Raw genomic sequence first — 26,857 nt, forward strand, 5'->3', positions numbered from 1 at the left:
GAGACGTTGCAGCCGCTCAAGTAGTCTGTATTCGTGGACTTGCAGCCGTGGGACACACGGTCAAGATGCTTTCTGAGGGTAAATTCACTGGAATCCAGAGGACGGAAGAATCCCCGCTCTTATAGGGCGGGGAGTGTCAAAGACATCATCCCCCCGTGAATCGAAGATTAAACAGGGGGTTTTATAGCTCCCCCAAGCCTCCACTTTTTGATAAACGAACAATATAAACGAGCACGGAGGGATTTGAACCCCCGACACCCAGAACCGGAATCTGGTGCTCTATCCACTGAGCTACGCGCCCTTTTGTGCAGCGGCGTTCAGAAAGAAACACACTGGCACAAATCAGATTATAACTTCGATTTGGCAAAAACGGCAATCTGGCTAATTGACGCTCCCTTCAGTGACATACTCTTACACCAACTGATTACAGTATGGTGTAGGGTCTAGAGCGACTTAGGTAGCGAATGTTACATAAAGCCGCTTTCACTTTTGACTTTCCCGAACATTATCCCTTTAGATAGATGCACATTCCCCTCTTCTTTGTGAAAAATAACTTGTGTTTGTGTGTATGCTTGGTAATCCCTAGGGCAACCTGATACAGGTTCAGTACTAACTTGCCTATTATCAGGACTCGTTTGGTAAACTGCTGAAGTCAAAAAGCTAATTTGTTCCATCATCACCTGGAATAGTAAGTAAATTTCTCTACTCAATATCATTATGATGCTAGGACTTCTCGCTATTTACTTGTTAATCGCTGGATTATTTTGCCTAAACTGGTTAAATGCATTCCAGAAAGAGACTGACTTATCGTCGGAGCAAAAATTTCGGTGTAGGATAGTTTTTGTCATTGCTACTGTTTTGTGGCCTCTTACCTTTCCAATTTCATATCTGGAAAACTGTTCTAGAGTTTAGTCACTAGGAAGAGAGAAAGCTTCAACAAGCTTTTTCCAAGCTGAATTAGGGTGGGCAAGATGCTCGCTTCATTGTTGGGGCACAGTGGGGCTGACTTTACTCGAGTGCTCATGGCATCCTAAAACAAAGAGACAGTTATGAGGTCAAGGATGTCAGAAGCGTCAGCACAAAAGCGGATAGTCGTCGTTGGTGCAGGATGGGCAGGTTTAGGTGCGACTCATCATCTTGCCCAACAAGGCTACGATGTTACTCTTCTAGAAGCCGCACCCTATCCCGGTGGATTAGTGGCTGGATGGAAAACCTCTGGCGGACGTTCAGTCGAAGGGGGTATTCATGGGTTCTGGTATCCCTATCGCAATATCTTTCGTCTGGTTAACGAATTAGGGATTAAACCCTTCACTCCCTTTACCTATTCCTCCCAATATTCTCCCGCTGGATTAGAAGTCGAATCGCCCCTGTTTCAAAATGAATTCCCGCTGCCTACCCCATTGGGTACTTTTGTGTATCCCAAGTTTAGACGCTTACCTTTGATTGACAGGCTTTCGGCTTTGCCTCTTCTCTATGCTGTGATTGATTTTGATAATTCTGATCAAGCGTGGCGACGTTATGATAAGGTAACCGCCCGCGAACTATTTAAACAGTTTGGTGTTTCTGCCCGACTGTATCAAGATTCCTTTGAACCGATGCTATTGGTGGGATTATTTGCCCCTGGCGAACAATGTTCAGCCGCCGCCGCCCTGGGAATGCTTTATTACTTCATTTTGGCTCACCAACCCAATTTTGATGTCGTCTGGTGTCGGGGAACAGTGGCAGAAATGATTTTTAAACCCTGGGTGGAGCGGATTGAGAAAGCTGGGGGACGAGTGCTGACGAATAAGCGGGTAAACGATATTCTTTTGGACGATAGGGGTAAGGCGAAAGGCGTTGTCTGTGGAGAGGAAGTATTTGAAGCCGATGCGGTGATTTTTGCCGTTAGTGTTAATGGCATGAAAAAAATTGTTAGTGCGAGTACGAACTTACAACCTTATCCTGAATTCCGGAATTTGAGAAATTTAGGGGCAATTGATGTCTTGGCAACCCGATTGTGGTTTGACCGAAAAGTTATTCTGCGGAATCCTTCTAATGCTTGTTTTGGTTTTGATCCGACGACGGGGTGGACATTTTTTGATTTGAATGCGCTGCATGATGAATATGCTTATGAACCGGGGAGTGTAATTGAAGCGGATTTTTATCATGCTAATCAATTATTACCCATGAATGATGAGCAAATTGTGGCAAAGGTTCATCTAGATTTAGCAACTTGTGTGCCACAGTTTCAGGATGCCAAGGTTATGGATAGCAGCGTGATTCGTGTACCGCAAGGGGTAACGCATTTTGCACCGGGAAGTTATCAGTATTTACTGCCAGCGACAAGTCCGATTGATAATGTTTTTATGAGTGGGGATTGGATTGTTACCAAGCACGGTTCTTGGTCACAGGAGAAGGCGTATGTGACGGGTTTAGAGGCGGCAAATTTAGTAATTGGCCGTTTTGGGTATGGAAATAAGGCAACGATTATCCCGGTTGAACCCGATGAACCTCATATTCAAGTGGGGCGGATGATTAATAAAATGGTGCGGGATTGGGGGAAGACAGTATTACCTGATTTTTGGTTGCCTTAGTTTTTGAACTGGAGACGGTAGATAGAAAAATTAAACGGTTAAACCCACCTTTACAATTGACGAAGGGCGGGTTTTGTTGAAAAGTTATCGGTAAATACCAAAGTTAAGCAGCTAAAGGAGTCCTGACAATTTACAAACGTGCCATGGCAAGTCTTTACATAAATGAATTCTGCCGAATATATTGTAAGATACCCTGTGCGATCGCGCCTGCCATTTGGCTGTGGTATTCTGGTGTCGCTAGTCGTGGGTTATCCTCTCGTCCAGTAACGAAACCGACTTCCACGAGGACAGCAGGGATATGATTATTACGCAAGACGTAAAATCGGGCTTGTTTCACGCCGCGATCGCGAAGCGGAATTGTCTGTAAAATACTACTATGAATGGTTTGAGCCAGACGCTGACCATTAGAGTAATAATAGGTTTCTAATCCATTCACATCAGGACGACGACCAATAGCATTAGCATGAATACTCACAAATAAGTCCGCTTGGGCTTGTTTTGCCATCTCGACGCGCGGTGCTAAGTCTACAAAATAATCGCTGGTTCGGGTGAGAATGACTTGAATGCCTTGTTGCTGTAAAATAGCAGCAACTTGTTGAGAAATGGGCAAAATCACATCCTTTTCCCGCAACCCATTTAACCCAATCGCACCAGGATCTTTTCCCCCATGTCCGGGATCAATCATAACCACAATGCGGCGGTTCGGAATTTGGGAACTATTAAATGGAGGATTGCTAGTTATAGGCGGTATGACAGAATTTTGCGGCGGTAGAGGGGTTTGTGTCGTTAATTCGACAACTCGTTGCGGTGGCGGTAACTGCACTGTCCACATCCGAGGGGAGAATCCTTTGAATAGAACCTGTTGAGGGTTAATCGTATAACCCGGATTAAATTCAATCACCAAGCGCGTGGTTTGGGAGTTCAATTGACCAACACGCACCGCCCGAACCGCGCCACCGACTACTTGTTCTAATTTGGAGTTCTCCAGTAAGATACCGGGTAAATCAATCACCAGGCGGTTGGGATTGGCAAAAAATTGTCCAGTGGGTTGCACCCCTTCATCTGTCGTAAAGACGAGTTGATTTTGATTCACATCAAAGCGCCAGGAGAGTAATCTCGCCGCTTGCGCTGGAAAGGAGAGCAAAAAAAAGCCGAGAAAACTGGGAAGTAGCCAGTGCAGTTTCACTGTTAAAGTTCCTCAAGACAGGGGACGGGGATTAATACTGCAAGGGATAGGGGAGCAGAGGGAGCAGGGGAAGCATAGGGAGCAGGGGGAGCAGGGGGAGCATAGGGAGCAGGGGGAGCAGGGGAAGCAGAGGGAGCAGGGGGAGCAGGGGGAGCAGGGGGAGCAGGGGGAGCAGGGGGAGCAGGGGGAGCAGGGGAAGCAGAGGAAGCAGAGGAAGCAGGGGGAGCAGGGGGAGCAGGGGGAGCAGGGGAAGCAGAGGAAGCAGAGGAAGCAGGGGGAGCAGAGGGAGCAGAGGGAGCAGGGGAAGAAGAAATTACATTTAGAGCTTATCCGAGTAGTATTGGGACGGGGATCATGTTCCAGACGCGCCATGGCACGTTTGAGATATAATATCTAGCATTCTTTTGTTGAATGGGAGTAAACGTGGCTTACTCGATTTTAGACGGGGGATATTGGATTGTCTCGCACCTGATGGAGTTGAACGTATCGCGGTTCTTGATGTTAATCATTTACAATTGAGAGACTTTTCTATCAGGATAATTCCCCCTGATGTCTAACGAACTGCTATCTGACGTGTGCCAAGCTTCCCAAATCGTCTCGCTGTTTTGCCCAGATAGAACGTAGGTATTCGACAACGGTTTGAGTATAATTAAATTTTCGGCATTCTTGTCGAATCCATAATCCCAGTTGCCATAGTTCGTCCAAGGTTGTGGTTTTTTGAATTAAGGCAATTATTGCCTCAATCCAGAGTTTTAGTTTTCGATAACTGATAAATTGTCCACCTTTATCGCGGCGATGAACAAAAATAATATAAGCCCAGCGTTCTGCTCGAATAATCATCGATTTGGGAATACCCAGAAATTGAGAAATAAGATCGATGGTGATTGGAAATGATTGGGGTTTGATGCGGCGAAATAGAATAGTCATAGTTGTTTTGGAGAAACATCAAATAGGAGTTCAAATTCTGCGGTAAGAACGAAGCGATTGAGGAATCGGATGTAGTCTTGAGCATCTTGGCGATTGGGAAATCGGGCGATGGTATAGCGTTGGGCGTTGGGGAGAAGGCGTACAATTGCCCAAGGACGAGTCAAGTCGGCGGATAAGGGAATGGCTTGATTCGTTGCTTCGTTACCTCGGATAATATTAAGGATGCTTTGAATTAGCTGCCAGAGGGTTCGACGTGCTGAGGTGGTATGGTTGGGGAGTAAACCCCAGTCACCTACGGGTGCGGGTAACCAAGTCAGAAGGTAGGTTTTGCCGTCTTTATTAATTTTCCAGGACAAGCGGTGGGGTTGTTTGAAGCATTGATAGTGGTGTTGTCTGAGAAGGGCGCACAGTTTTTCACCTTCGGTTTGAAGGCGTAGCCAGTCAGTATGTTTCATGGAATTTTATGGTGAAAGAACGAACAGATGGAAGGGCAGTTAGAATATTCTCTGCCCTCTATGGTTTTTTGGATTATGACCAGTAAAGCATAACTAGCCATGCATTACAAGTCATAACTTACAATATGCCCCAAGAAAGTGGAAAGCGTCTCACACCAGCGGATTTGCGTCAGCGTACAGGTTTGACTCAGGTGAATTTTGCGATATCGATTGGAAAAAGTCCTTCAACCATTGCCAAATGGGAAGCTCGGACGTCTTTACCACGAGGCACACCGTCTGAAATCAAGCGTTTGTGTCAGGCTTATCAATGCACTCTCGATGAACTGATTGAGGCATTTGAGGGGATTGATGTCGAGTCAGGGTAACATCTGATTCGCCTGTGAACTGGAGTAGGTTATCGGCTTCGGATTTGCCAGATAGTCATTTGCTATGCCCAATAAAAACAGATTAGATGTAGAGAGTGCCGAATCCCCGTTAAAGCAGTTACGAGAAGCGGTTGGTTTAACTCAAGAGGAGTTGGCTCGGTGAATTGGCGTCTCGACTAAAACCATTAGTAACTGGGAAAGAGGAGCCTACCCAGCAACGTTCAATGTTCCCCAGATTAAAGCTTTGTGTCGAGAGTTGCAGTGTAGCTTGGAGGATCTACCGGATAACTTTGGTCCTGCGCGATCGCCCGATCAAGCCTAAGTCGAATGGACACTCAGATGAGGCTGGTGGGCAATGCTACGGAATATAAGGGGTTTTGACGATCCAAAAATGCACGCTTTTGAGTGCCATTGAACCTAAGTCAGTTGGGCATCAGTACGAAAGCTGACGAGAGAGTGGGTTTAGACATCTGTCCCACCAAAGAGCGATCGCGCTCAGTTATGGCTACACTTAAATCGAGTCGGAAACCGATGTACACCCTTTATAATAGCCCGCGCAGGCGGCCGCAAGGCAAGTGTGGTTCCGCGATTTTAATCGCCGAGGTTTAAAGGTGGTTCCTAAAGGGTTCAAATTATGAATTGTTGGTGGGTTACGGCGGATAGGAAAATTAAAAGGTAATTGTCTATCATTGAGTTCCGCCTAACCCACCCTACTGGCTGGGAATATCGTTAACGTTAACCTCCTAACCATTGCCATTGGAGTTCCCTCCTTCCTCCTTCCTCCCGGTTCCCTTCCCTTGATAAGGGGAGGGTTAGGGTGGGGTTGATAAGGGGAGGGTTAGGGTGGAGTCAGACTAACATTCACCATTGAAGGGAATTTCCACCACAAACTCCGTACCGCATCCGGGCGCGGAGAAGCAATGTAATTGTCCGCCATGTTTTTCTACGACAATTTGATAGCTAATCGACAATCCTAAACCCGTCCCTTCTCCTACAGGTTTTGTGGTAAAAAATGGGTCAAAAATTCGTTCCTTGACTTCTTCATGAATGCCAGAACCATTGTCGGCAATGTGAATCAGTACAGAGTTGCGCTCCGATAATTCAGTCCAAATCCATATCGTCGGCGTGGAAACATTATCAGGAATAGAGAGTTCCCCTGATGCCGAATCCTTTGTATTCTCCGGTTGTTTATCCCCTGAATTGAGAGCATCAATCGCATTATTCAAAAGATTCATAAAGACTTGATTGAGTTGTCCGGGATAACATTCCACAGGGGGAAGCTTGCCGTACTCTTTGACAACTTGGATGTTAGAGGCTTCCGACTTTAAGCGGTGCTGCAAAATTAACAGTGTATTCTCCATCCCTTGTTCAACATCCATACATTTGCGTTCAGCTTCATCCAGGCGCGAAAAATTCTTTAAACTACCAACTAACGCTTGCAGGCGGGTTACACCGACTTTCATCGAGCTGAGAAGTTTGGAAAAATCTTTTTGGAGAAAGTTAATATCAATTTCTTCAATTAAGGTTTCAATTTCCGATACAGGTTTAGGATAGTGAATACCATAGAGTTGGATTAATTTCAATAAATCCTGAGCATATTGATTGGCATAGGCAATATTTCCCGATATAAACGTGATTGGATTATTGATTTCATGAGCAACCCCTGCCACTAACTGTCCCAAACTTGACATTTTTTCACTTTGAACCAGTTGGAGTTGAGTCTGTTTGAGTTCGCGTAGGGTTTGTTCAAGCTGAGTGGCTTTCTCTTTTAAGTTTGTTTCCGACTCTCGCAAGGCAGATTCAGCTGCTTTACGTTCCTTGAGTTCATCCGCGACTTGCTCAAACAATGCCGCTTGCTGAATAGCTACACTTAACTGGATACTCAGTTTTCTCACACATTCGATTTCCGGCTGCTGCCATTGCCTTACTCCCGAACATTGCTGAACCACAAGCAATCCCCAGAGCTTTTTCCCTTGTAAAATAGGCGCTACCAGGTTAGCACGAACCTGAAGTGTTTCGAGTAATTCAATGTGGCAGGGGGTTAAATTGGCGTTGTAGATATCGTCAATTACTCGAATATAACCATCTTGGTAGAGAGACGATACAACTTCATCCTCCTTAAAAAAATCGTCCTCAATGGTGATGTTGACAATCCTCATCCACCCATCGCCAACTGACTCCACATCAACTGTTCCCGTCCAATCTCGGTTAAAGCGGTAAATGAGCGTGCGATCGCACGTCAGAAATTTTCGCACTTCTTCGACGGCTGTCTTCAGGACTTCATCCAGATTCAAGGACTGGTTAATTCGCTGATTCATACAGCTCAACAGTCGCTCTTGCTTGGCTTGCCGCTTTAGGTTGTTTTCGGTTTGTTTGCGTTCGGTAATGTCACGAAACGACCAAATTCTGCCGTAGTATTCACCTGTAGGAGATAATACGGGTGCGGAGTAACGATCAAACACTCGTCCGTCAGTGAGTTGAATTTCATCTTGGCAACTCAGGTTGGGATTCTGCTCAAGATATTCGACTTTACTGAACACCTTTAGCGGTTCAGCAATTAAAGACAACATACATTCTAAAAGTTTCTCCTGATCTGAGGATTTCACAGATTCATGAGGAATTTGCCACATTTGGCAAAATCGAGAATTGTAACTAATAATTCTGCCATTTGGAGCAATTACGATGACGCCATCCGGATCAGCCTCTTGTTGCGCCTTTAATAAAGCATGACTGATTTGGAGTTCCTCTTGGGCTTGCTTACGGGATGTAATATCAGTCTGGACGCCAATAAAATAGATCACATGTCCCTTGGCATCTCGAATCGGTGAAATAGCTAGCTCATTCCAAAAGGGTGTTCCATCTTTGCGATAATTTTTAAGGACTATCTTCACCTCTTGCTGAGTTCGGAGAGCCTGACGGATTTGCTCAACCCCATTCGGATCAGTATCGGCTCCTTGTAGGAAGCGGCAATTGCGTCCAATCACCTCTTGACGGGAATAGCCAGTGATTTCCTCGAAAGCAGGATTGCAATAGACAATCGGCATATCTGGTTTGCTAGCATCGCTGAGGATAATGCCACAGCTTGCCGCACCCAGGATACGCTCATCCAAATAAAGTGTCTCCAGATCCACTTTATCGGAGGTATTGGCATCGAAAAGACGACCCGTTGAGGACTGATGTAGGTGGGAAATCATGGCAGTAAGTCAGCAATGTGTAATACCTGGGGAGGTCGAGGCGTATTCTTTTCAATTTAAAAACACCTCAAAAGAGATTTAAATACACCCAAAGGATGAATTTAGATAACTTTATGGAAGAATCAATATACATGTTTTTAAAATAAAGATTCAAAAAAACATCCTGTTTTCTGCGGACGAGAGTCAGTCGAGAAAGCCTACACCCTGTAGAGTTACTGCCTGGAGGCGGATCTAGACTAGAATCTAAATGCCAACTTTGATCGTTGAAATGTCAGCTCCAACCGTACCCTCTAAAAAATTTCTTCAACCCATTGACCGTCTGGCTTTGGTAATCATGGTAGTGCTAAGTCTGCTAATTGGCATCGTCCTATTGACAGGCGATACCACTCGACCTAGAGTTAGGGCTTTTAGCTGGCAGGACAAATACGTCGGTGCTGAGGATACAGCGTTTATTCTAACCTTTAGCCGTCCGATGAACCACGCCAGCGTGGAAGCGAATCTAAAAATCACACCAGTTTTGCCTTCAGGGGAGGTTAGTCCCTCAGAGGTGCCGCCAATCGAGGGAAAAATTAGCTGGGCGGGGCGTAAAATGGCGTATACGTTGCTCTCGCCGATTCCTTATGGTAATGACTATCAAGTCCAGCTTCAGGGAGCAAAGGAGAAAATACCGGGAGTTGAAGAAGAAGGTACAGTCATGGAACCGTTTCAGGCAACCTTTCACAGTCGCGATCGCGCCTTTGCTTACATTGGTGTTGAAGAGGAGGAACAGGGGCGGTTAATCCTCTATAATCTCACACGACAACAAAAAACACTGCTGACGCCGGCTGATCTAGTCGTACTGGACTTTAAGCCCTATCCTGGGAGCGATCGCATTTTATTTTCGGCGAATGACCGCCAAAATCAGGCAAGGGGTTTACTCACGGCACAACTGTACACCGTAACCACAGGACTATCGTTTCCATCTCCAAATAAACGTTCTCCATCTCAGTCAACCCCTGGCAAGCTTGATTTAGTGTTAGATAGTCAAGACTATCAAAATCTGCAATTCGACTTATCCAGAGATGGACAAACCATTGTGGTACAGCGAGTGAATCGACAAGATCCCGCTGATTTTGGTTTGTGGATTATCCCCGCTGATGGTGAACCCCAACCCTTAGAAAATCAGCCCGGTGGCGAATTTTTAATTGCCCCAGATAGTGCCTCATTAGCCGTGGCGCAAGGGCAAGGGGTGGCGATTTTGCCGTTAAACTCCGACGCCGAACCGCTAGACTTTCTGCCCAAGTTTGGTCGAGTCCTCAGCTTTGCCAGAGATGGTTCAGCGGCGACAATGGTGAAATTTAATACCGACTATACGCGATCGCTGTTTTTAGTGAATAATCAGGGAGCAGAGCAAGAATTCTTACGTACAACCGGCTCGATTGTCAACTGCGAGTTTGCCCCCAATGAAGAAACCCTCTATTGCCTGCTGACACAACTAATTCAAGGGGAAGAGTATCGCGAGGAACCGTTTATCGCCGCCGTTAATCTCAAGGCTGAACCTGAGAGTGAACAGAGTCCGGTCAAACCCTTGGTGGTTCTGCCGGAACAGCGTGATATTCAACTGAGTTTATCCCCAGATGGTTTAGCCTTATTATTCGATCAGGTAGCAACCCGACCCGCCTCAGCGATTGATAGTTTAAGAAATGATGAAGGGCAGGCGATCGCAACCGGACGTCTTTGGCTATTGCCCTTAGATGAGTCTATACCCTCAGAAACACCCCTGCAACTACAACCTGAGCCATTATTACCAGGATTCCAACCTCACTGGCTACCGTAGCAGGGGGAGCAGGGGGAGCATGTAGAGACGCTTCAAAAGCGCGTCTCTTAGCTGGGGGAGATAGAAAGTCTTTTGTAGGGGCGGGTTTTACCCTTAACGTTTCGTTTTCATCCGAATGTAACTAAACCCGCCCCGACCAATTGCGAAAATTATCTGACAAATGACAAATGACAAATGACCAGCTTTAGCTTAACCACGCCGGATGAGAAAGCAAAGTAGCAATAACCCGGACACCACGTAGCTGATTGGAAAGCGGGAGATGACCTTTCGGGGCACTGAGATCCCAAGTAAACTCATTAGGGTATCGAGTCCAGCTATTTCCGGTCTTCCAGCCAATTTTGGGCCACAGTTTTTCCCAGTTTTTACCCACAGAAAGCCAAAGTTCCCGCTGCACAGAGAATCCAAATTTACCTTGAGAGTGAATCACCCACAGGGTATTAATCGTTTGTAAATCGGGAATCGGGAACTTCTCCAGTTCAGAAAAGTACAACCATTTTCGCTGTACGGCAGTAGAGCCAGCCAATTCACAAAGTTTCTCTAACGTCAACCTATCCGCTGCCTGAAACTCTTGCTGGGCAAGTAACTGTTGTAGGGGAGTGTAGTCAATATCCCGTTCAGACAACAGGGGAACAATCCCTGTCGGAAAATGGCTTTGTAGGAACTCCTCAGTTTTGGCAGTCTTTGCCTGATAAAGGGCAAGGTATGCCAAACCGACACTGAGACTGGGAGGGGTTGAGGATTGCGCTTGCAGAAAGTCCATCAAAACATCTAAACCAGCATCCCCCTGATTCACCAGTTCTGGAATGAGCTGGAGTTGTTTTTTCTCAGAACTCGACTCGAGTTGGCTAGTCAACTCGGCAAGCTGGTTAGAGGTTTCGGGTACAGAGGCAGTCGTTTGGTCTATCATGAAGCGACGTGTTTGAAGTTGCGGCAACTGATCCTATTGTCGAGGCAAAGTGGCTCCCTTGAACGCCTTAGACTCGAAAATTGACAAGATTACTTTAGAGCATCGGTCTAATAACCTCAGTTAGCAGTAAAAAGAAGTCACCCGCTTCCAGATGTGCCCTGGCACGTCTGGAACATTGCGCCCCAGCTCCCCCAGCTCCCCCAGCTCCCTCTGCTCCCCCAGCTCCCCCAGCTCCCCCAGCTCCCTCTGCTCCCCCAGCTCCCTCTGCTCCCTCTGCTCCCCCAGCTCCCTCTGCTCCCCCAGCTCCCCCTACTGCCCCAGCTCCCCCGCCTTCCTAACCATTGCTCGGAGGTTGATAACCATTTTCATAGGCAAAACGAATAAGCTGAGCGCGGTTTCCCAACTTTAACTTATTGAGAATACTACTCAGGTGTGTTTGAACAGTACGCGGACTAATAAACAAGCGATTGCTGATTTGTTTATTCGTCAATCCTTGAATCACTTCCCAAAAAACTCGTTCTTCTGCAGGTGTCAACGGTAAAGGTGTAGGGGTGACAGTTTCTTCTTCCGGGGGTGGTGAAACCTCGGTCGCTTGAGCGGTTTTGGCTTGGTTGGCTAACTCCGTGACGGCGGAACTGGCATTAAGCTGCATTAACTGAACAATCAGAGCATGAATGCGACGGGTTCTCTCAAGCTGAGCCTCGATTTTAGCTGCTAATTCTCTGGGATTAACAGGCTTAATCAGATAATCATCCGCTCCGATGGAATGCCCATGAATGCGGTCTTCTAGTTCTCCTTTGCCCGATAGAAAAATAAAAGGCATCAGTTGACCGGATGGAGTCGCCCTCAGACGGCGGCAAAATTCTATTCCATCCATCTGTGGCATCATCACATCAGAAACCACCAAGTCCGGTGGACTTTTGACACAAGCCTCCAAAGCTTCTGCCCCAGAACTCACCTGTTCAACCTGATATCCCATATTTTCCAGGGCGCGTGTCAAAGTAATGCGTAATGTTCTATCATCATCAACCACTAAAATTTTTTTCATCGTTGGTCGTCAGTCATGGGTCAAAAGGTTGAAGGTTAGGTTGGTGAGACGCTTTCCCTCAGAACATCCTTCCTTGGATAAGAAGCGTCTGGGCAATAGCAGGAATCAGGAGCAAAAAACTCTGTGTTGGTATTAGCCTAGCGACTTCAGTAGCGCATTGCCACAAACCTTCCCTGTAGAGAAGCCATCCGGAGGACAGATTAGCCAACTCTGTGTAATCGGCTACTCCATCACACAGTCGCGTTGATGCCGAGCTACGCTCTATCAAGTAACAGAGTGCACAACAATAGCCAACACAGATGCTTTATTCCAGCATAATGGTTGAGTTCAGCGAGTGTCTAAACCCTAGACTATTGCGTCCAACTTTGTACTTGTGCCAATAAAGAGCGGCGACGCCATGGACAGGTAGCATCTCACATCTTGCACCAATCTCAATTAGCCACTTTTGTCTAGGGTGGGCAAGAGTTATCACGAAAGGAAATTCTTATATTATCGTCCGTTGCTCTTGCCCACCTCAAGGTCACTTGGAGTTTATTAGCAGTTCTGCAAGATCTCAATAGCATGGTACATTTGGGAGCAAAAGAGAAATTCTAGCCTATGTTTGGTAGTATTGGATACTTTTTGTTGGTGAATTCCTCCTTCCTCCATAAGTTGGTAAGTTGGTGAGCGACAGAAGTTATGGTCTTTGTAACGGGTAAGAGGTAATGGGTAACTCACTAAACGTCCGTTATATTTGTTACCAATTTGTTGCCTTTTTATTCCTCATTTGGCAGTGATCTGCAAAAAAACTTAATAAAGTTCCCAGCCGCAGGGAGATCTGGTAACTTTTTCGGAGCATCAATTAATCGTGATGCTGATCTCAACCTTAGCCAAGGAGTTTTATGTACGAAAAAATCGCACCTCCAGATACGGGTTCTCGCATTACCTTCGACAATGGCAAACCAATCGTTCCTGATGATCCGATTATTCCCTTCATTCGGGGAGACGGCACAGGTGTCGATATCTGGCCCGCTACCCAAAAGGTCATTGACGCAGCCGTAGAAACGGCTTATGGTGGAAAGCGGAAAATTACCTGGTTTAAAATTTATGCGGGTGATGAAGCCTGCGACAAGTACGGCACGTATCAGTATTTACCGGAAGACACCCTAACCGCGATTAAAGAATACGGCGTTGCCATCAAAGGACCATTAACCACACCAATTGGGGGGGGTATTCGTTCTCTCAACGTCGCTTTACGCCAAATTAATGACCTCTATGCCTGCGTGCGTCCCTGCAAATATTATCCAGGGACACCATCGCCCCACAAACAACCCGATAAACTGGATTTGATTATCTACCGGGAGAACACAGAAGATATCTACCTGGGAATTGAGTGGCGCCAGGGCAGCGAAATTGCCGACAAACTGATATCTATTCTCAATAATGATCTGATTCCAGCCACGCCAGAACATGGTACAAAGCAGATTCGCCTTGACTCAGGTATTGGGATTAAACCCATTAGTAAAACCGGTTCTCAACGTCTGATTCGTCGCGCCATTGAACGTGCCTTAACCTTACCCAAAGCCAAGCAAATGGTTACCTTGGTGCATAAGGGTAATATTATGAAATACACCGAAGGTGCGTTTCGAGACTGGGGGTATGAACTGGCTACCACAGAATTTCGGGCGCAATGCGTTACCGAACGAGAATCTTGGATTCTGAGCAATAAAGAACATAACCCAGATATCAGCCTCGAAGAAAATGCCCGTAAGATTGAACCCGGTTATGATGCCTTGACACCAGAAAAACGGGCTGAAGCGATGGCAGAAGTCGAAGGTGTTCTCAATGCCATCTGGGACACCCACGGGAATGGTCAGTGGAAAGAAAAAGTCATGGTCAATGACCGGATTGCGGACAGTATTTTCCAACAAATCCAGACTCGCCCAGATGAATACTCGATTCTGGCGACGATGAACCTGAATGGGGATTATCTATCCGACGCAGCGGCTGCCCTGGTGGGGGGTTTAGGCATGGGACCTGGTGCCAATATTGGTGACACCTGTGCAGTTTTTGAAGCCACCCACGGTACAGCACCCAAGCATGCAGGTTTAGACCGAATTAACCCCGGTTCACTCATTTTATCTGCTGTGATGATGTTGGAATATATGGGGTGGCAAGAAGCGGCTGATTTAATTACACGAGGAATTGGCGGTGCTATTTCTAACCGGGAAGTGACCTACGACTTAGCCCGAATGATGACGCCACGGGTGGAGTCACCGTTGAAGTGTTCTGAATTTGCGGACGCAATTATTAAACACTTCTAGCTCGAGAAGGTAGGGGCACGATACTATCGTGCCCCTACCCAATCAATTAGGGTCTGCTGAATAAGTCTGGTGGAGGGAGCAGGGGGAGCAATGTAGAGACGCTTCAAAAGCGCGTCTCTTAGCAGGGGGAGCCATAGTACATTTTCCCTGATAGCGGTGCAAGGGTATAAAAGGGTTTAACCCGGATTTCTTGAACTTGAGCAAATATCAATGCCAATCAAAGCCTTGATAGCTAAGGGTTTGGGAGTTGTGCAGCAAGCCCCAATTATCTAATTGTGGTAGGGGCACGGCAATGCCGTGCCCTATTATCACCATCGTAGTCTTGAGATTGGAGGCAGGGCGGGTTTCGTTGTCCAATTTCAGATCGGTCTCCTAATTTAATTCCTAAACCCGCCCCTACATGTTTGGGATGTACATTTAGAAGGTGAGATCGCGCTGGAAAACAGGGTAGGTTTTATTATCTGGTTTCCGGTTAATCTATCCATCCATCTAATATCGCGGCAAACAATCTAACGTAGGGGCGGGTAATGGAACAAAATTAACGGATAAACCAATAACCTTCTCTCCCTAACGGGGAGCATTTAATTGTGAGCGGTTGAGCTGACTCGGCTGCAACCCCGGTGTAATGGGTGTCGGATTATTTCCGACACTGGGAACAGTATTGGGTTGAGTCGGATATTGTCCAACATTAGCGGAGTTGGCAGGTGCTGTTGGCATCACAGGATAGTTGGTGACACCCGTTGCTGGGACTGGGGGGGCAGGAACTGAGGGATACATGGGCTGTCCAGCACCGTTATAAACTGTTCCATTCGGTGTCATCCCTGTGGGATAGGTGGGCTGTCCGGCACCATTGTAATTAGAGACAGTCGGTACAGAAGCAGGAGGATAGCTAGGCTGTATTATCCCTCTGTTGGTTGTCGTCCTTGGCACAGTGGGTAATGGAGTCCTGTTTTGTCCACTTGTTCCAGAGGTTGGCACGGTTTGACTGGGACTCGTATCAGAACGTTGAGTCAGTTGATTAGAATTTTTATTGCTCGTTTGAGACGCCTCATTTCCTGGCACCTCAGTCAATTCTTGGAAAGCATTCGCAGAAGTCGTGTCTGAGTTTGAGGAGGAAGACTCAGAACTCAACATATTCGGGTTGGGAAAGAGTCCCTTACCCGACAAAATATCCCCCATGAGGAACTCTTGTGAGGCTTTGGCAAAGGGATTGCTGGAGCTGGGTTTTGGCTCAGCAACGCTGTTTAGGAGTGAGGGAGCCGAGGTTGATGGCTTTTCTGGTGTCGATGCAATCAAAGCATTTTTTTTGTCACCCGACTTAGGGTTCGGTAGACTAGCTACAGCCAGAGCGTTCTGTTGGTCAAATTCCTCGATGAGGACTGCCGAACTGTCGATATCTGCCATGTTGGCGGCAAGTTCTTCAGCCGAAAGCGGGGTCTCATCCGTTGAATTCTCAAATTGCTCGCGGATTGGGTCTTCTTCTAAGAAACTCAACCAATTGGGATTCTTCCAATATTCCCAGACAAACAGCACGATTAAACCAAAACCCATGACTGATAGCCAAAATTTGGGTTGCCTTAAGGGTTGGAGTCGGGCTTTTAAATAGCGCAGATACGCAGGTACTTGATTGGGAGATGACATAGCGAAAGCCTGAAGTAGGATTTGACAAAAATTGAACTAACCGAGTCAGAATAAAGGAAATAATGTAACTTTTGTTACAGAAATATTTTAAAGGATTGATTTTTTATGAGCGTCAACGGTTGACTCTGTAGTGCAACCCACTAATTATATCTAATGTGATAGACTTTTCAATTCACCTGTTCGGACAGGTTATACCACAATGCTGTTCGGTTGAGGGGTTTGGTGACCAAACCCCTACTATCGGGCGGCTCGAATTAACAAAAATCCCCCAACAGCAAACCCCATCAGATTAGGCAACCACGCAGAGATTAAGGGGGGGAGGTAGTTACTTAATCCTAGGGCATCTCCGATCGCCATCAGCATATAATAGGCGAAAATAACTAACACGCTGATACCAAAGCCTGTGGCTTTACTGGTACGCTGAGGTCGATTGCCTAATGAGCCTCCAACTAAGCCAAAAACAACGCAAGCAAATGGTAAGGCAAATTTTTGATTGATGCGGATTTTGAGCTTGCGAATGTCATCCTCATCCCCACTCTGGCGCTCTAACTCTAGACGTTCTCTGGCTTGAGTGATGTTCATTTCATCGTAATCGCGGTCTTTTCTTGCCAAATCCAAGGGAATGCGAGGCAATTGTAGTTGTTGGTGTTCAAACCGCACGATGTTACGGTAAGAGGCATCCGGTGCTACTAAATAAATAGTACCGTTATAGAAATCCCACGTACTTTGAGCTATATTCCAAATAGCTGAATCAGCAGTAACAATTTGGTTAAGACCTTGCTGAGACCAATCAAGAATCGTTAAACCCTTCATCCGCTCACCATCAAACTTTTGAGCGTAGAATAAGCGTTTAAGTAGATTGTCCTTGCTACCATCAGCCTGTTCAACCTCTCCATATTCTCGATAGAAGATGTTGCGCTCCTTGAAGGCGGGTTTTTCTTCCCCTAATGCCCGTTCTAAGGTGAGGGTAGCTTGATAGTTAGACGCGGGGACTATGTATTCATTAAATCCAAAGGTAACACCAGTAACAATAAAACTCAGTAATATTGCGGGTAGCACTAGGCGATAAATACTCACCCCACAGCTTCGCAAAGCAATCAATTCACTGTCGCTAGAGAGACGGCTGTAGGTCAATAAAGTGGCTAAAAGGACAGATGTGGGAAAAGCATACGCCATGAACTGAGGTAAACTCAACAGCAGCACTTTTAGCACCAACGTAGCCGGTAGCCCTTCATCCACCGCTTTCCGCATCAAGTCAAATAAGCTACCAATGGTTACCCCCACCGATGAAAACATTCCCATACCAAATAAAAATGGGGGAATAAGTTCGGCGATAATATAACGATCCATCACCGATAAGCCAGGAATGAATGAGAAAAGAGGGAGAGATTTACGGACAGTCATGACTCCAGAAGTGTGCCAGACGCACTAGAGCGCGTCTGAGGATTATTGTTGAAACTCATCGCCCAAGTAATATTGCCGCACTAAGGGATTGTTGTAAAGTTCTTCAGCACTACCCGATGCCAGAATTTGTCCATCTCGCATGATATAGGCGCGATCGGTGATGGCTAGGGTTTCGCGAACATTATGATCTGTAATTAAAACTCCAATTTGGCGATCGCGCAATCGGGCAATGATTTTCTGAATCTCAGACACAGCAATCGGATCAACCCCCGCAAAGGGTTCATCTAAGAATAAAAACTTGGGTCCTTCTACGCCTGAAGCTAACGCTCTTGCCAATTCTGTGCGACGGCGTTCGCCACCGGAGACACGTCTACCTATGGTATTCGCCGCTTTTTCTAAACCAAACTCTTCGATCAACGTTCGCAACCGCCAGCGCCATTCTTGACGCGGTACACCCGTCTGCTCTAGCACCAGTCGAATATTATCTCGAACCGTCAGATTACGAAAGATACTGGCTTCTTGTGCCAAATAGCCAATACCAAAACGCGCCCTCTGGTGCATCGGCTGCTTGGTGATGTCATTATCATCTAACCATACTGTCCCTTGATTCGGTTTTTCTATACCGATTGCAATGTAAAATGTGGTCGTTTTTCCTGCACCATTGGGTCCAAGCAGCCCCACAACTTCCCCTTGTGCCACAGACAGATTGACACGGTTAACGATAGACTTCTTGTTATAGGATTTATGAATATTCTCTAAAACAATTTTCAAGAATAGCCACCTCATTTGGGGAGTTTTGATATGTACAGACGTAGCATGGTACCTCTGTAGGGGCTCACTTTCACTACTATCATTGCCTGTCACCCAGATGTAACTAAACCCGCCCCGATTAGTGTTCAGTTGAAGGGTACTGACTGGTATGCTGGTGGGCAATGCCCACCCTACGGTATCTCAAGGGTTTTGGCGCTAACGAATAACAAATGACAAATAACAATTATGGCTCACTCACTGGAGTTTTGAACACAGGTTTTGGATTAAAGGGAGGATTTACAGGCGGTGCAACCGATTGGGTTGGGGCTTCTGGATCAGACACAAGATAGATGGATTCAACCTGTTGTTGGGTTTTCGGTAGGGCAACAAAGCGCCCTTCATCAATTAAATAGGTAATGGTTTCACCGCGCAGACTATTACCTTGCTGCAAGACGTAAACATTTCCCGTGAGCACAATGCGGCGTTCTCGACTAAAATATTGAGCTTGAGCCGCCGTTGCCTGAATTTGGCGAGCGGGATAATCAATCTGTACATTACCCCGTGCGGTGACAACACCAGTTTGGGAATTGGCTTCTTGAACATCTGCCCGAACCGTGATAGCACGTCCATCGCCAGTTTGGGCTTGGGCTTCTTTGAGGGGAGTAGGAAGCGCCATCGCTCCCATGAGGCTAATTGGCAGTATCAGTGCTATGCCTAAACGCCGCTTCAGGTTAGCCATGTTAAATAAGCAGGACTTCATTAGTTCAGGGGTAAGTAACGCCAAAGTTCGCAATCTTGCTGTGGATAGTTTACGCCAAATATTCCTGGAAAGCCTAGAGGTTCTCCTGACTCGAAGACACCATCCTGCTTACGGAGGCGATTGGTTAACTCTGATGACGAGTCAGCACTCGCCAAAGTTTCAACTCTCTAGCTCAAAGCGTTGTAGCTTGATGCAGCTACCAGTTTTTTGTACTACCCACGTTCATTATATCGCCTCTGATGCGATCGCCTTTGTGATTATAGTTCGTAAAAGACCAACTGGGTTGATTCCGGATTGAGCTACACTAATTATGAAAAATCTGCTACAATTCTTTCTCCTAACTTAGTTGATAATATACAGCTTAAGCCTTTGCCGTTTATTATTTTAGTCTTTAGCCAGCGATGACAACTCAGCCTCATCGTCAAGATTCACCGTCACAGTCTCTTGAGCCGTCTTTGCCCGTAGCTAATGTGCTACAGTTTCCTCAGCCAGAGCCAACCTTTTACTACTTTGCCTATGGCTCCTGTATGTGTCCTGTTGATTTAAAGCGATCGCTAGGTGAAAGTACTCATGCTTTCGTCCTTGGTTCAGCTATTCTCCAGGGATATCGACTGGGATTTAACCGCAAATCAGTACGGCGTAACTGTGGTGTACTGGATATCGTACCCGATGTTAACGCAACGGTTGAAGGAGTATTATACCGCCTACCTGAGCGATTTAGTGATCTTCTAGATCACCGGGAAGAAGTACCCCATGGTGGCTATCGACGAGAAACCGTAGAAGTTTCCTGTCAAGGGCGAGTCTATCCCGATGTTCGGACTTATGTAGTTGTGGAAAAATTAGCGGAAGAATTAGCACCGAACGATTGGTATTTTAATGTTGTGCTTCGCGGAGCTATTACTTGTGGACTCAGCGAAGCTTATTGCTGGCAACTCTTTAACCAGATGCACCAGCTTCAACAGCGTCACTGGCAAACCCAATCCTTACGTTCTGCTTAGTCAGGCAACTCCTCACCGATAACTTAACCACAAAACCTGCCCAAGTGTCAAGAGTTATAACTTGACCCGATTAAGCGGGTTTAAGTTTAAATTAACTTTTCCAGGTAATCCCTCCAAAAAGAGACAGTTTCGCCTCAAGATGTTACCGTTTTTAAATAGACGTGCCAGACTACGTCTGTAACATCGCATTACTACTAGGCAAATCCCACTGTGATCGTCCTTCCAGGTTACCAGATTCTCGCCAAAATCTATGAAAGCTCTAATTCTCTAGTTTATCGAGGAATCCGACAGCTCGATACTCAACCTGTTATTCTGAAAGTCCTCAAATCCGACTACCCCACGTCTGAAGAAGTGAACCGCTACAAAAGTGAATACGAAATTACTCATCACTGGCGATTAGAGGGCGTTATTCACTCATACGACTTACTCGCTTATCAGAATACCTGGGTTATCGTGTTTGAAGATATTGGCGGAGAATCTTTAAAATTATTACTCAATAACATAGAATTGTCTCTGTCTGATATTCTGGACATCGCGATTAAGATTACAGAGGGCTTAGGTGAAATCCACGCCGCTAATACGATTCATAAAGATATTAACCCATCGAATATTATTTTTAATCCGGCGACGGGACAAACCAAAATTATTGATTTTGGTATTGCTATTCGCTTATCCAGAGAAAATTATCCGCCAAAACAATCGCCGAGTTTAGAGGGGACTTTAGCCTATTTATCACCAGAGCAAACTGGACGGATGGATTGTCCTCTCGATTACCGCACGGATTTTTATTCCTTAGGTGTCACTCTTTATGAACTATTAACCCATCATCTCCCTTTCGATAAAGATGAACCCATGGAGTTGATTTATTGCCATCTAGCTCAACAACCCCTCCCTCCTCATGTAACGTTGCAATCAAAGGTAGTAGATGGGGAGGACAAGGGAGCAGAGGATCAGACGATCTGGGGAGCCGGGGAAGCCGAAAAAACTAACTTAAAACTCCAAACTCAAAACTTTCTCAATCGCCAATCCCTTTGTCCTAAAGCTATTTCCAATATTGTCATGAAACTCCTGGAAAAAATGCCGCAAATGCGATACCAGAGTGCTACAGGACTCAAAGCTGATTTAGAGCATTGTCGAGAACAGTTAAAAACAACTGGAACAATTCAAGAATTCCCCCTTGGATGTCATGATCAGGGCAAATCGTTGCCAATTCCCCAAAAACTTTATGGTCGAGAACGTGAGATTAAAACACTCCTCGCCGCTTTTTTTCGCCTAGCCTGTTTCCCAAAAAAGCAGGTAGTAACGAATAACCAAAATGGACAGCTTGAAATAATACTCCTCACTGGCTATGCTGGCGTTGGTAAATCATCCCTAGTTCATCAAGTACGTCCAGCTATTATCCAGCAGGGAAGTTATTTTATTTCTGGAAAATTTGACCAATTTCAATGTAATATTCCTTACTCAGCCTTGGTTAATGCTTTTTCCCAATTAATCAGACAAATTTTAACTGAAAGTGAAGCAAAACTTAGACAATGGCGAGAGAAACTATTGGAATCCTTGGGTCGCAATGGACAAATTATTATCGAGGTAATTCCGCAAGTAGAACTGATTATTGGAACTCAGCCAGAAGTGCCTGAATTAGGATTGGCTGAATCCCAAAATCGGTTTCATTTAGTATTTCAAGCCTTTATGGGGGTTTTCTGCCAACCTGAACATCCCCTAGTCATTTTTTTAGATGATTTACAATGGGCTGACGTGGCTACCCTCAAGTTGCTAGAATCCATTCTAACCGATGACCAAATCCACCATCTATTACTTATTGGTGCTTATCGAGACAATGAAGTTGATCCGAGTCATCCTTTAATGATCAGCTTGGATACAATTTGTAGTGTTGGCATTAGTATTAACCAGATTATCTTAAATCCCCTTAACCTAGAACAAGTTATCAGCTTAATTGCGGAAACCTTACACCAGGATGAGCAAGCTGTTACCCCTCTAGCTGAATTGGTACTACGGAAAACAGCCGGAAATCCTTTTTTTATTAAAGAATTCATCAAAACCCTTGCCCAGGAAAATCTAATTTTCTTTAGTCCTTCTCCCTGGGGAAAATCCGGTCATTGGACTTGGGGTATTGACCAGATTGAAGAAACAGCGATTACAGATAATGTAGTCAAATTGATGATTGAAAAGTTAAAAAAACTTCCTGAAAATACTCAGCAGGTTTTGGGTTTAGCCGCTTGTATGGGAAATTACTTTCAAGTTGATTTAGTTGCCAGAATTTATGAAAAAACACCCGATGAAACTTTTGGCGATTTAATCCCAGCACTTCAGTTAGGATTAATTGAACCCAAGTCAAAGAATTCAGAAACGAATTTTAATTTAATTCAGTATTATAAATTCTCCCACGATCGCGTTCAACAGGCGGTCGATGCTTTAATGGATAAAGTGACGAAAGAAGCCGTCCATTGGAAAATTGGTCGGCTGTTGCTTGCTAATCTTTCCCCGTCTCAAAAGTATGAGCGAATTTTTGATATTGTCGATCATCTCAATTGGAAATGTCACGCTATCACCGATGCTCAAGAACGACTTGAATTAACCCGGTTGAATTTAGCGGCTGCCAAAAAAGCTAAATTAGCAACAGCGTATATAGCGGCTAGAGATTATCTCAACTTAAGTCTACTGACTTTAACCAAAACGAGCTGGAATGACCAATATATATTAACATTTAAAATTCACAAAGAGTTGGCTGAACTTGAATATCTTAATGGCAACTTTGAACAGTCACATTATTTAATCAATCAAACCTTAATTAAAGCTTCTTCAACTGTTGAACAGGCTGAACTTTATAACCTACTCATCGTTCAGTATACCATGCTGGCTAACTATGAGGAAGCGATTAGAGTGGGAAGCCAAGCCCTAAAGCAACTTGGAATTGACTTCCCAAGCGCCAACTGGAAAATAGCCTTAGATAGAGAAGTCGCTGACTTAAAATTCTATTTAGGCAATCGTGAAATCGCTAGTTTAATTGATTTACCAGATATGACCGACGGCGTAAAAAAAGCGGCGGTAAAGCTACTGTTGAGTCTAGATCCTCCCACTTATTTCTTAGATCAAGATGTTTATGCTTGGGTTACAGTAAAACTTGTTAATTTATCCCTCCAATATGGCAATGCTCCAGAATCCTCTAAAGGTTATTCTAATTATGGATTATTACTAGGTTCGCTTTGGGGAGATTATCAAGGGGGGTATGCCTTTGGGTTACTGGCTTGCCAATTGAGTAAAACCTATAATAATCCAGTTTATATAGGTCGAACCCATCATTTTATGGCGACATTTTTAAACGCCTGGATTAAGCCCATTCCATGTGCAGAATTCATTAATCGTGACGCTTATGAAGCGGGAATGGAAGCTGGGGATTTTCAATATGTTGGCTATACCTTAAACAATCAGTTGTATAATGCTTTCAATCAGGGTTCAAACTTAACAAATATACTCACCCAAACCCATAAAATTTTGCGCTTTAGCCGCAAAACTCAAAACAAATGGGTAACGGATATGATTTTAGCCTGTCAACTACCTGTCTTTAACTTATCTGGAAAAACTGAAGATAAATGGGTATTTGATACGGATGAGATTAGTGAGGCACATTATTTAGACACCTGTCATACCCATCATACCTTTAGTGGTATTTGTACATTTTACAGTATTAGGGCTTGGGTTCTTTATTTATACAATAAACCCGAAGCTGCGCTTACTTATATTAAAAAAGCAGAAAAGTATCTGCCGTTTATTCTAGGCTTATTAACTCAAGCTGAATATAATTTTTATACATCACTGATCCTAACAGCACTCTATACCAAAGCTACGGATAGTCAGCAAACTGACTATTGGCAAACATTGATTGTTAATCAAAATCAGATGAAAAACTGGGCAGAGAATTGCCCAGAAAACTTTCTACATAAATATGTATTGATTGATGCAGAAATGACACAGATTTCTGGTCAAACGGACAAGGCGATGGATCTTTATGATCGGGCTATTGCTTTAGCTAAAACCAATGGGTTTACTCACCATGAAGCCTTAGGAAATGAACTAGCCGCTAAATTTTGGTTGAGCAAAGGCAAGGTAGACTTCGCTAAACTTTATTTGCAAAAAGCCCGCCATGGGTATCAACATTGGGGTGCCCAGCGAAAGGTTGAAGAGTTGGAGAAAACCTATCCTCACTTGCTTACTGAAGCATTAGCCTCGGTTAAAATCAAAGACACGCTCACTCATTCACCTATGGACTCAGTTTCGGGGAATTATCTGGCAGCAGTGCTAGATTTTAGCACTATTGTGAAAACATTCCAAGCGCTTTCCAGTGAAATGGCGCTGGATAAATTGCTCAGTAGCTTAATAAAAATTTTAATAGAAAATGCTGGCGCTACCCAAGGTGTTTTAATATTGGATCGGGAGGGACAGTTACTGATTGAAGCAACCTATAAAGGGAATTTAGATAATATTACTGTCTTACAATCGATTCCCCTGGAAACTAGCCAAGATATTCCCACCGCGATTATTCATTATGTCAATCGGACTCAAGAACTGTTAGTGTTAAATGATGCCACCTCTGAGGATAAATTTATTACCGATGCCTACATTCAGCACAATCAACCAAAATCTATAGTTTGTGCGCCGCTGCTGAATCAAGGACAATTGATCGGACTCTTTTATCTGGAAAATAATTTAGCGACTGGTGCATTTACGCCAGAACGAGTTGAACTATTACATTTAATATCAGCCCAAGCTGCCATTTCGATTAAAAATGCTCGTCTGTGGCAAAAGCAAGCGGAACTCAATCATTCATTACAGTCGGAAATTGCGGAACGGGAATGCACGGAAATAGCTTTACGCAAAAGTGAGGGACTTTATCGAACACTGACGCAAAACTTTCCTAATGGCAGTGTTTTATTATTTGATCAAAATTTACGCTTCTTGTTAGCAGAAGGGGAGGGGGTAAGGGCTGGCGGCTTTGAACCTGAACAGTTAAAAGGAAAAACTATTACAGACGTCTTATCACCCGATGTTTGTAAAATAATCGAACCGCTGTATCAGTCAGCCTTAGCCGGAGAAACAAAGGTATCTGAAATGACGTTTGCCGATCGCACGCATCAATTGTATACTCTTCCGGTTAAAAATGAGCGGGGTGAAATTTTTGCTGGGATGGTGATGTCTCAAGATATCACCCTACAAAAACAAGCGGAACATGTCTTACAAAATGCGCGAGAAGAATTAGAACGGCAAGTTGAGGAACGAACCAAAGCCTTAATTGCCATGAATTCCGTCTTACAGGCGGAAATTGCTGAACGTCGCGACGCGGAAATAAAACTCAAAGAACTGACTCAGGAATTGCAACGTTCTAATCAAGAATTAGAACAATTTGCCTATATCGCTTCTCACGATTTGCAAGAACCGTTACGCGCTGTGGCAAGTTATACACAACTATTACAACAAGACTACTTAGATCAACTCGATGAATCCGCCCAAGACTATATGGCGTTTATTATTGATGGCGCCACCAGAATGCGCCAGTTGATTCAAGCCTTGCTGATGTATTCTCGCCTAGGGACTCGTCCACCAGAGGGGAAACCCACAGACTGTAATGCTATACTACGTCAGGTAACTGAGAATTTGCAGTTCGCGATCGCAGAATGCCAAGCAACGATTACCTACGATTCTCTCCCCACGGTTCAGGCTGATCCGACTCAACTGATCCAACTGTTTCAAAATTTAATCGGAAATGCGATCAAATTCTGCCGCGAGTGCCCTCCCCACGTCCAGATTGAGGCACAATTGACAGAGAATGCATGGCTGTTTCAGGTAAAGGATAATGGAATTGGGATTAAACCCAAATACCTCGACCGTATCTTTGTCATCTTCAAACGCCTCCATACCCGCCGCGAGTTTTCGGGTACGGGTATTGGTTTAGCCGTTTGTAAGAAAATTGTCGAACGCCACGGTGGACGGATTTGGGTGGAATCTCAGCCTGGAGTTGGTAGCACCTTTTTCTTTACCCTTCCCTGTTTGATATCCTCGCTATGAGCAGCCGTTATAGATTTAGACCCATTCAAATTCTACTCGTTGAAGATTCCCCCAGTGACGCAAATCTCATCCGGATTAGCTTTAAGCAAGCTAAAATTGCCAACACCCTGCATTGGGTGGAAGATGGGGAAACCGCCCTAGAATACTTACTCCAGCAAGGGGATTATGAGAACACTCCCCGCCCGGATTTGATTGTGTTGGATCTCAATTTACCAGGAATGGATGGTCAAGAAGTATTAACCTCGGTCAAATCAGATCCCACGCTCAAACGGATTCCAGTGATTGTTCTCACCACCTCAGAGGATGAAGAGGATATACTCAAGTCTTATGAGCTTAATGCTAACTGCTATATTACCAAACCTATCGATATTCAACAGTTTATGCGAATGGTTCAGTTATTGGAAGAATTTTGGTTAGCGGCGGTTCAATTGCCCTCGGAGTGATACCAG

At 45.0% G+C, this 26,857-nt stretch carries 19 protein-coding genes and 1 tRNA gene; 9 read left to right on the forward strand and 11 right to left on the reverse strand.

Features of this window, described 5'->3' with window-relative positions:
- Nucleotides 1-228: 228 nt before the first annotated feature.
- Nucleotides 229-301: transfer RNA gene (locus tag RIM23_RS00685), tRNA-Arg, on the reverse strand.
- A 760-nt stretch (nt 302-1,061) separates the two neighbouring features.
- Between RIM23_RS00685 and RIM23_RS00690 the strand changes: the two genes are divergently transcribed.
- Nucleotides 1,062-2,573: a hydroxysqualene dehydroxylase gene (locus RIM23_RS00690; RefSeq protein WP_446363569.1), complete on the forward strand. Its 1,512-nt coding sequence runs from the start codon at nt 1,062-1,064 to the stop codon at nt 2,571-2,573.
- Between the two features lie 154 nt (nt 2,574-2,727).
- Here the strand turns inward: RIM23_RS00690 and RIM23_RS00695 are convergent, their stop codons facing one another.
- The 3 genes from RIM23_RS00695 to RIM23_RS00705 form a co-directional block, all read right to left on the reverse strand.
- Nucleotides 2,728-3,759, reverse strand: a complete 1,032-nt coding sequence (locus RIM23_RS00695) for an N-acetylmuramoyl-L-alanine amidase (protein ID WP_446363571.1) — start codon at nt 3,757-3,759, stop codon at nt 2,728-2,730.
- A gap of 564 nt (nt 3,760-4,323) precedes the next feature.
- Nucleotides 4,324-4,686, reverse strand: coding sequence for a hypothetical protein (locus RIM23_RS00700; protein WP_446363573.1), 363 nt, complete (start codon nt 4,684-4,686; stop codon nt 4,324-4,326).
- A complete protein-coding gene (locus RIM23_RS00705; RefSeq protein WP_446363575.1) occupies nt 4,683-5,141 on the reverse strand; it encodes a hypothetical protein in 459 nt (152 codons plus the stop codon). Before RIM23_RS00705 ends, RIM23_RS00700 begins: the two co-directional genes overlap by 4 nt.
- A gap of 125 nt (nt 5,142-5,266) precedes the next feature.
- Here RIM23_RS00705 and RIM23_RS00710 point away from each other — a divergent pair, with 125 nt between their 5' ends.
- Together RIM23_RS00710 and RIM23_RS00715 are read left to right on the forward strand one after the other, a co-directional pair.
- Nucleotides 5,267-5,506, forward strand: coding sequence for a helix-turn-helix transcriptional regulator (locus RIM23_RS00710; protein ID WP_446335114.1), 240 nt, complete (start codon nt 5,267-5,269; stop codon nt 5,504-5,506).
- Nucleotides 5,507-5,669: 163 nt separating this feature from the next.
- Nucleotides 5,670-5,828 carry a helix-turn-helix transcriptional regulator gene (locus RIM23_RS00715; protein WP_446363686.1) on the forward strand — a complete coding sequence of 53 codons (159 nt, stop codon included), beginning with the start codon at nt 5,670-5,672 and terminating at the stop codon, nt 5,826-5,828.
- Between the two features lie 532 nt (nt 5,829-6,360).
- Here RIM23_RS00715 and RIM23_RS00720 read toward each other — a convergent pair.
- Nucleotides 6,361-8,700, reverse strand: a complete 2,340-nt coding sequence (locus RIM23_RS00720) for a PAS domain-containing sensor histidine kinase (protein ID WP_446363576.1) — start codon at nt 8,698-8,700, stop codon at nt 6,361-6,363.
- Nucleotides 8,701-8,947: 247 nt separating this feature from the next.
- Between RIM23_RS00720 and RIM23_RS00725 the strand changes: the two genes are divergently transcribed.
- On the forward strand, nt 8,948-10,516 hold the full coding sequence (locus tag RIM23_RS00725; protein WP_446363578.1) for an Ig-like domain-containing protein: 1,569 nt from the start codon (nt 8,948-8,950) through the stop codon (nt 10,514-10,516).
- A 184-nt stretch (nt 10,517-10,700) separates the two neighbouring features.
- On the opposite strand, the gene RIM23_RS00730 is transcribed toward RIM23_RS00725, so the two are convergent.
- The gene (locus RIM23_RS00730; RefSeq protein ID WP_446363580.1) at nt 10,701-11,423 is read right to left on the reverse strand and encodes a GUN4 N-terminal ARM-like repeat domain-containing protein; all 723 of its coding nucleotides are present in this window, start codon (nt 11,421-11,423) and stop codon (nt 10,701-10,703) included.
- Nucleotides 11,424-11,757: 334 nt separating this feature from the next.
- Nucleotides 11,758-12,471, reverse strand: coding sequence for a response regulator transcription factor (locus RIM23_RS00735; RefSeq protein WP_446363582.1), 714 nt, complete (start codon nt 12,469-12,471; stop codon nt 11,758-11,760).
- An 881-nt stretch (nt 12,472-13,352) separates the two neighbouring features.
- On the opposite strand from RIM23_RS00735, the gene RIM23_RS00740 reads away from it, so the two are divergent.
- Nucleotides 13,353-14,774 (forward strand): NADP-dependent isocitrate dehydrogenase, encoded by a 1,422-nt coding sequence (locus RIM23_RS00740; protein ID WP_446357780.1) that lies wholly within the window; start codon nt 13,353-13,355, stop codon nt 14,772-14,774.
- Between the two features lie 567 nt (nt 14,775-15,341).
- Here the strand turns inward: RIM23_RS00740 and RIM23_RS00745 are convergent.
- The 4 genes from RIM23_RS00745 to RIM23_RS00760 all read right to left on the reverse strand — a co-directional run bounded on the left by RIM23_RS00745 (nt 15,342) and on the right by RIM23_RS00760 (nt 19,308).
- Complete coding sequence (locus RIM23_RS00745) at nt 15,342-16,415, reverse strand: hypothetical protein (RefSeq protein WP_446363584.1); 1,074 nt, start codon at nt 16,413-16,415, stop codon at nt 15,342-15,344.
- Nucleotides 16,416-16,652: 237 nt separating this feature from the next.
- A complete protein-coding gene (locus tag RIM23_RS00750) occupies nt 16,653-17,765 on the reverse strand; it encodes an LptF/LptG family permease (protein ID WP_446363586.1) in 1,113 nt (370 codons plus the stop codon).
- Between the two features lie 96 nt (nt 17,766-17,861).
- Nucleotides 17,862-18,590 carry an LPS export ABC transporter ATP-binding protein gene (lptB, locus tag RIM23_RS00755; RefSeq protein ID WP_446363588.1) on the reverse strand — a complete coding sequence of 243 codons (729 nt, stop codon included), beginning with the start codon at nt 18,588-18,590 and terminating at the stop codon, nt 17,862-17,864.
- 223 nt (nt 18,591-18,813) lie between these two features.
- The gene (locus RIM23_RS00760) at nt 18,814-19,308 is read right to left on the reverse strand and encodes an LptA/OstA family protein (RefSeq protein ID WP_446363590.1); all 495 of its coding nucleotides are present in this window, start codon (nt 19,306-19,308) and stop codon (nt 18,814-18,816) included.
- On the opposite strand from RIM23_RS00760, the gene RIM23_RS00765 reads away from it, so the two are divergent.
- From RIM23_RS00765 to RIM23_RS00780, 4 genes are all read left to right on the forward strand, one after another.
- Nucleotides 19,307-19,627 (forward strand): hypothetical protein, encoded by a 321-nt coding sequence (locus RIM23_RS00765; protein WP_446363592.1) that lies wholly within the window; start codon nt 19,307-19,309, stop codon nt 19,625-19,627. The two genes, RIM23_RS00760 and RIM23_RS00765, sit on opposite strands and share 2 nt — an antisense overlap.
- A gap of 103 nt (nt 19,628-19,730) precedes the next feature.
- Nucleotides 19,731-20,327 (forward strand): gamma-glutamylcyclotransferase, encoded by a 597-nt coding sequence (locus RIM23_RS00770; RefSeq protein ID WP_446363594.1) that lies wholly within the window; start codon nt 19,731-19,733, stop codon nt 20,325-20,327.
- A gap of 210 nt (nt 20,328-20,537) precedes the next feature.
- Nucleotides 20,538-26,408: an AAA family ATPase gene (locus RIM23_RS00775; RefSeq protein WP_446363595.1), complete on the forward strand. Its 5,871-nt coding sequence runs from the start codon at nt 20,538-20,540 to the stop codon at nt 26,406-26,408.
- Complete coding sequence (locus RIM23_RS00780; RefSeq protein WP_446357795.1) at nt 26,405-26,851, forward strand: response regulator; 447 nt, start codon at nt 26,405-26,407, stop codon at nt 26,849-26,851. Before RIM23_RS00775 ends, RIM23_RS00780 begins: the two co-directional genes overlap by 4 nt.
- The last annotated feature ends 6 nt before the right edge of the window (nt 26,852-26,857 follow it).

Source organism: Coleofasciculus sp. G3-WIS-01 (genome assembly GCF_040223135.1).
Lineage (GTDB): Bacteria > Cyanobacteriota > Cyanobacteriia > Cyanobacteriales > Coleofasciculaceae > Coleofasciculus.

Coding starts and splice junctions, on each gene's coding strand:
- RIM23_RS00690 (WP_446363569.1), top strand. CDS start 1,062: ATGTCAGAAGCGTCAGCACAAAAGCGGATAGTCGTCGTTGGTGCAGGA.
- RIM23_RS00700 (WP_446363573.1), bottom strand. CDS start 4,686: ATGACTATTCTATTTCGCCGCATCAAACCCCAATCATTTCCAATCACC.
- RIM23_RS00705 (WP_446363575.1), bottom strand. CDS start 5,141: ATGAAACATACTGACTGGCTACGCCTTCAAACCGAAGGTGAAAAACTG.
- RIM23_RS00710 (WP_446335114.1), top strand. CDS start 5,267: ATGCCCCAAGAAAGTGGAAAGCGTCTCACACCAGCGGATTTGCGTCAG.
- RIM23_RS00720 (WP_446363576.1), bottom strand. CDS start 8,700: ATGATTTCCCACCTACATCAGTCCTCAACGGGTCGTCTTTTCGATGCC.
- RIM23_RS00725 (WP_446363578.1), top strand. CDS start 8,948: ATGCCAACTTTGATCGTTGAAATGTCAGCTCCAACCGTACCCTCTAAA.
- RIM23_RS00730 (WP_446363580.1), bottom strand. CDS start 11,423: ATGATAGACCAAACGACTGCCTCTGTACCCGAAACCTCTAACCAGCTT.
- RIM23_RS00735 (WP_446363582.1), bottom strand. CDS start 12,471: ATGAAAAAAATTTTAGTGGTTGATGATGATAGAACATTACGCATTACT.
- RIM23_RS00740 (WP_446357780.1), top strand. CDS start 13,353: ATGTACGAAAAAATCGCACCTCCAGATACGGGTTCTCGCATTACCTTC.
- RIM23_RS00745 (WP_446363584.1), bottom strand. CDS start 16,415: ATGTCATCTCCCAATCAAGTACCTGCGTATCTGCGCTATTTAAAAGCC.
- RIM23_RS00750 (WP_446363586.1), bottom strand. CDS start 17,765: ATGGATCGTTATATTATCGCCGAACTTATTCCCCCATTTTTATTTGGT.
- RIM23_RS00765 (WP_446363592.1), top strand. CDS start 19,307: ATGTTAAATAAGCAGGACTTCATTAGTTCAGGGGTAAGTAACGCCAAA.
- RIM23_RS00760 (WP_446363590.1), bottom strand. CDS start 19,308: ATGGCTAACCTGAAGCGGCGTTTAGGCATAGCACTGATACTGCCAATT.
- RIM23_RS00770 (WP_446363594.1), top strand. CDS start 19,731: ATGACAACTCAGCCTCATCGTCAAGATTCACCGTCACAGTCTCTTGAG.
- RIM23_RS00780 (WP_446357795.1), top strand. CDS start 26,405: ATGAGCAGCCGTTATAGATTTAGACCCATTCAAATTCTACTCGTTGAA.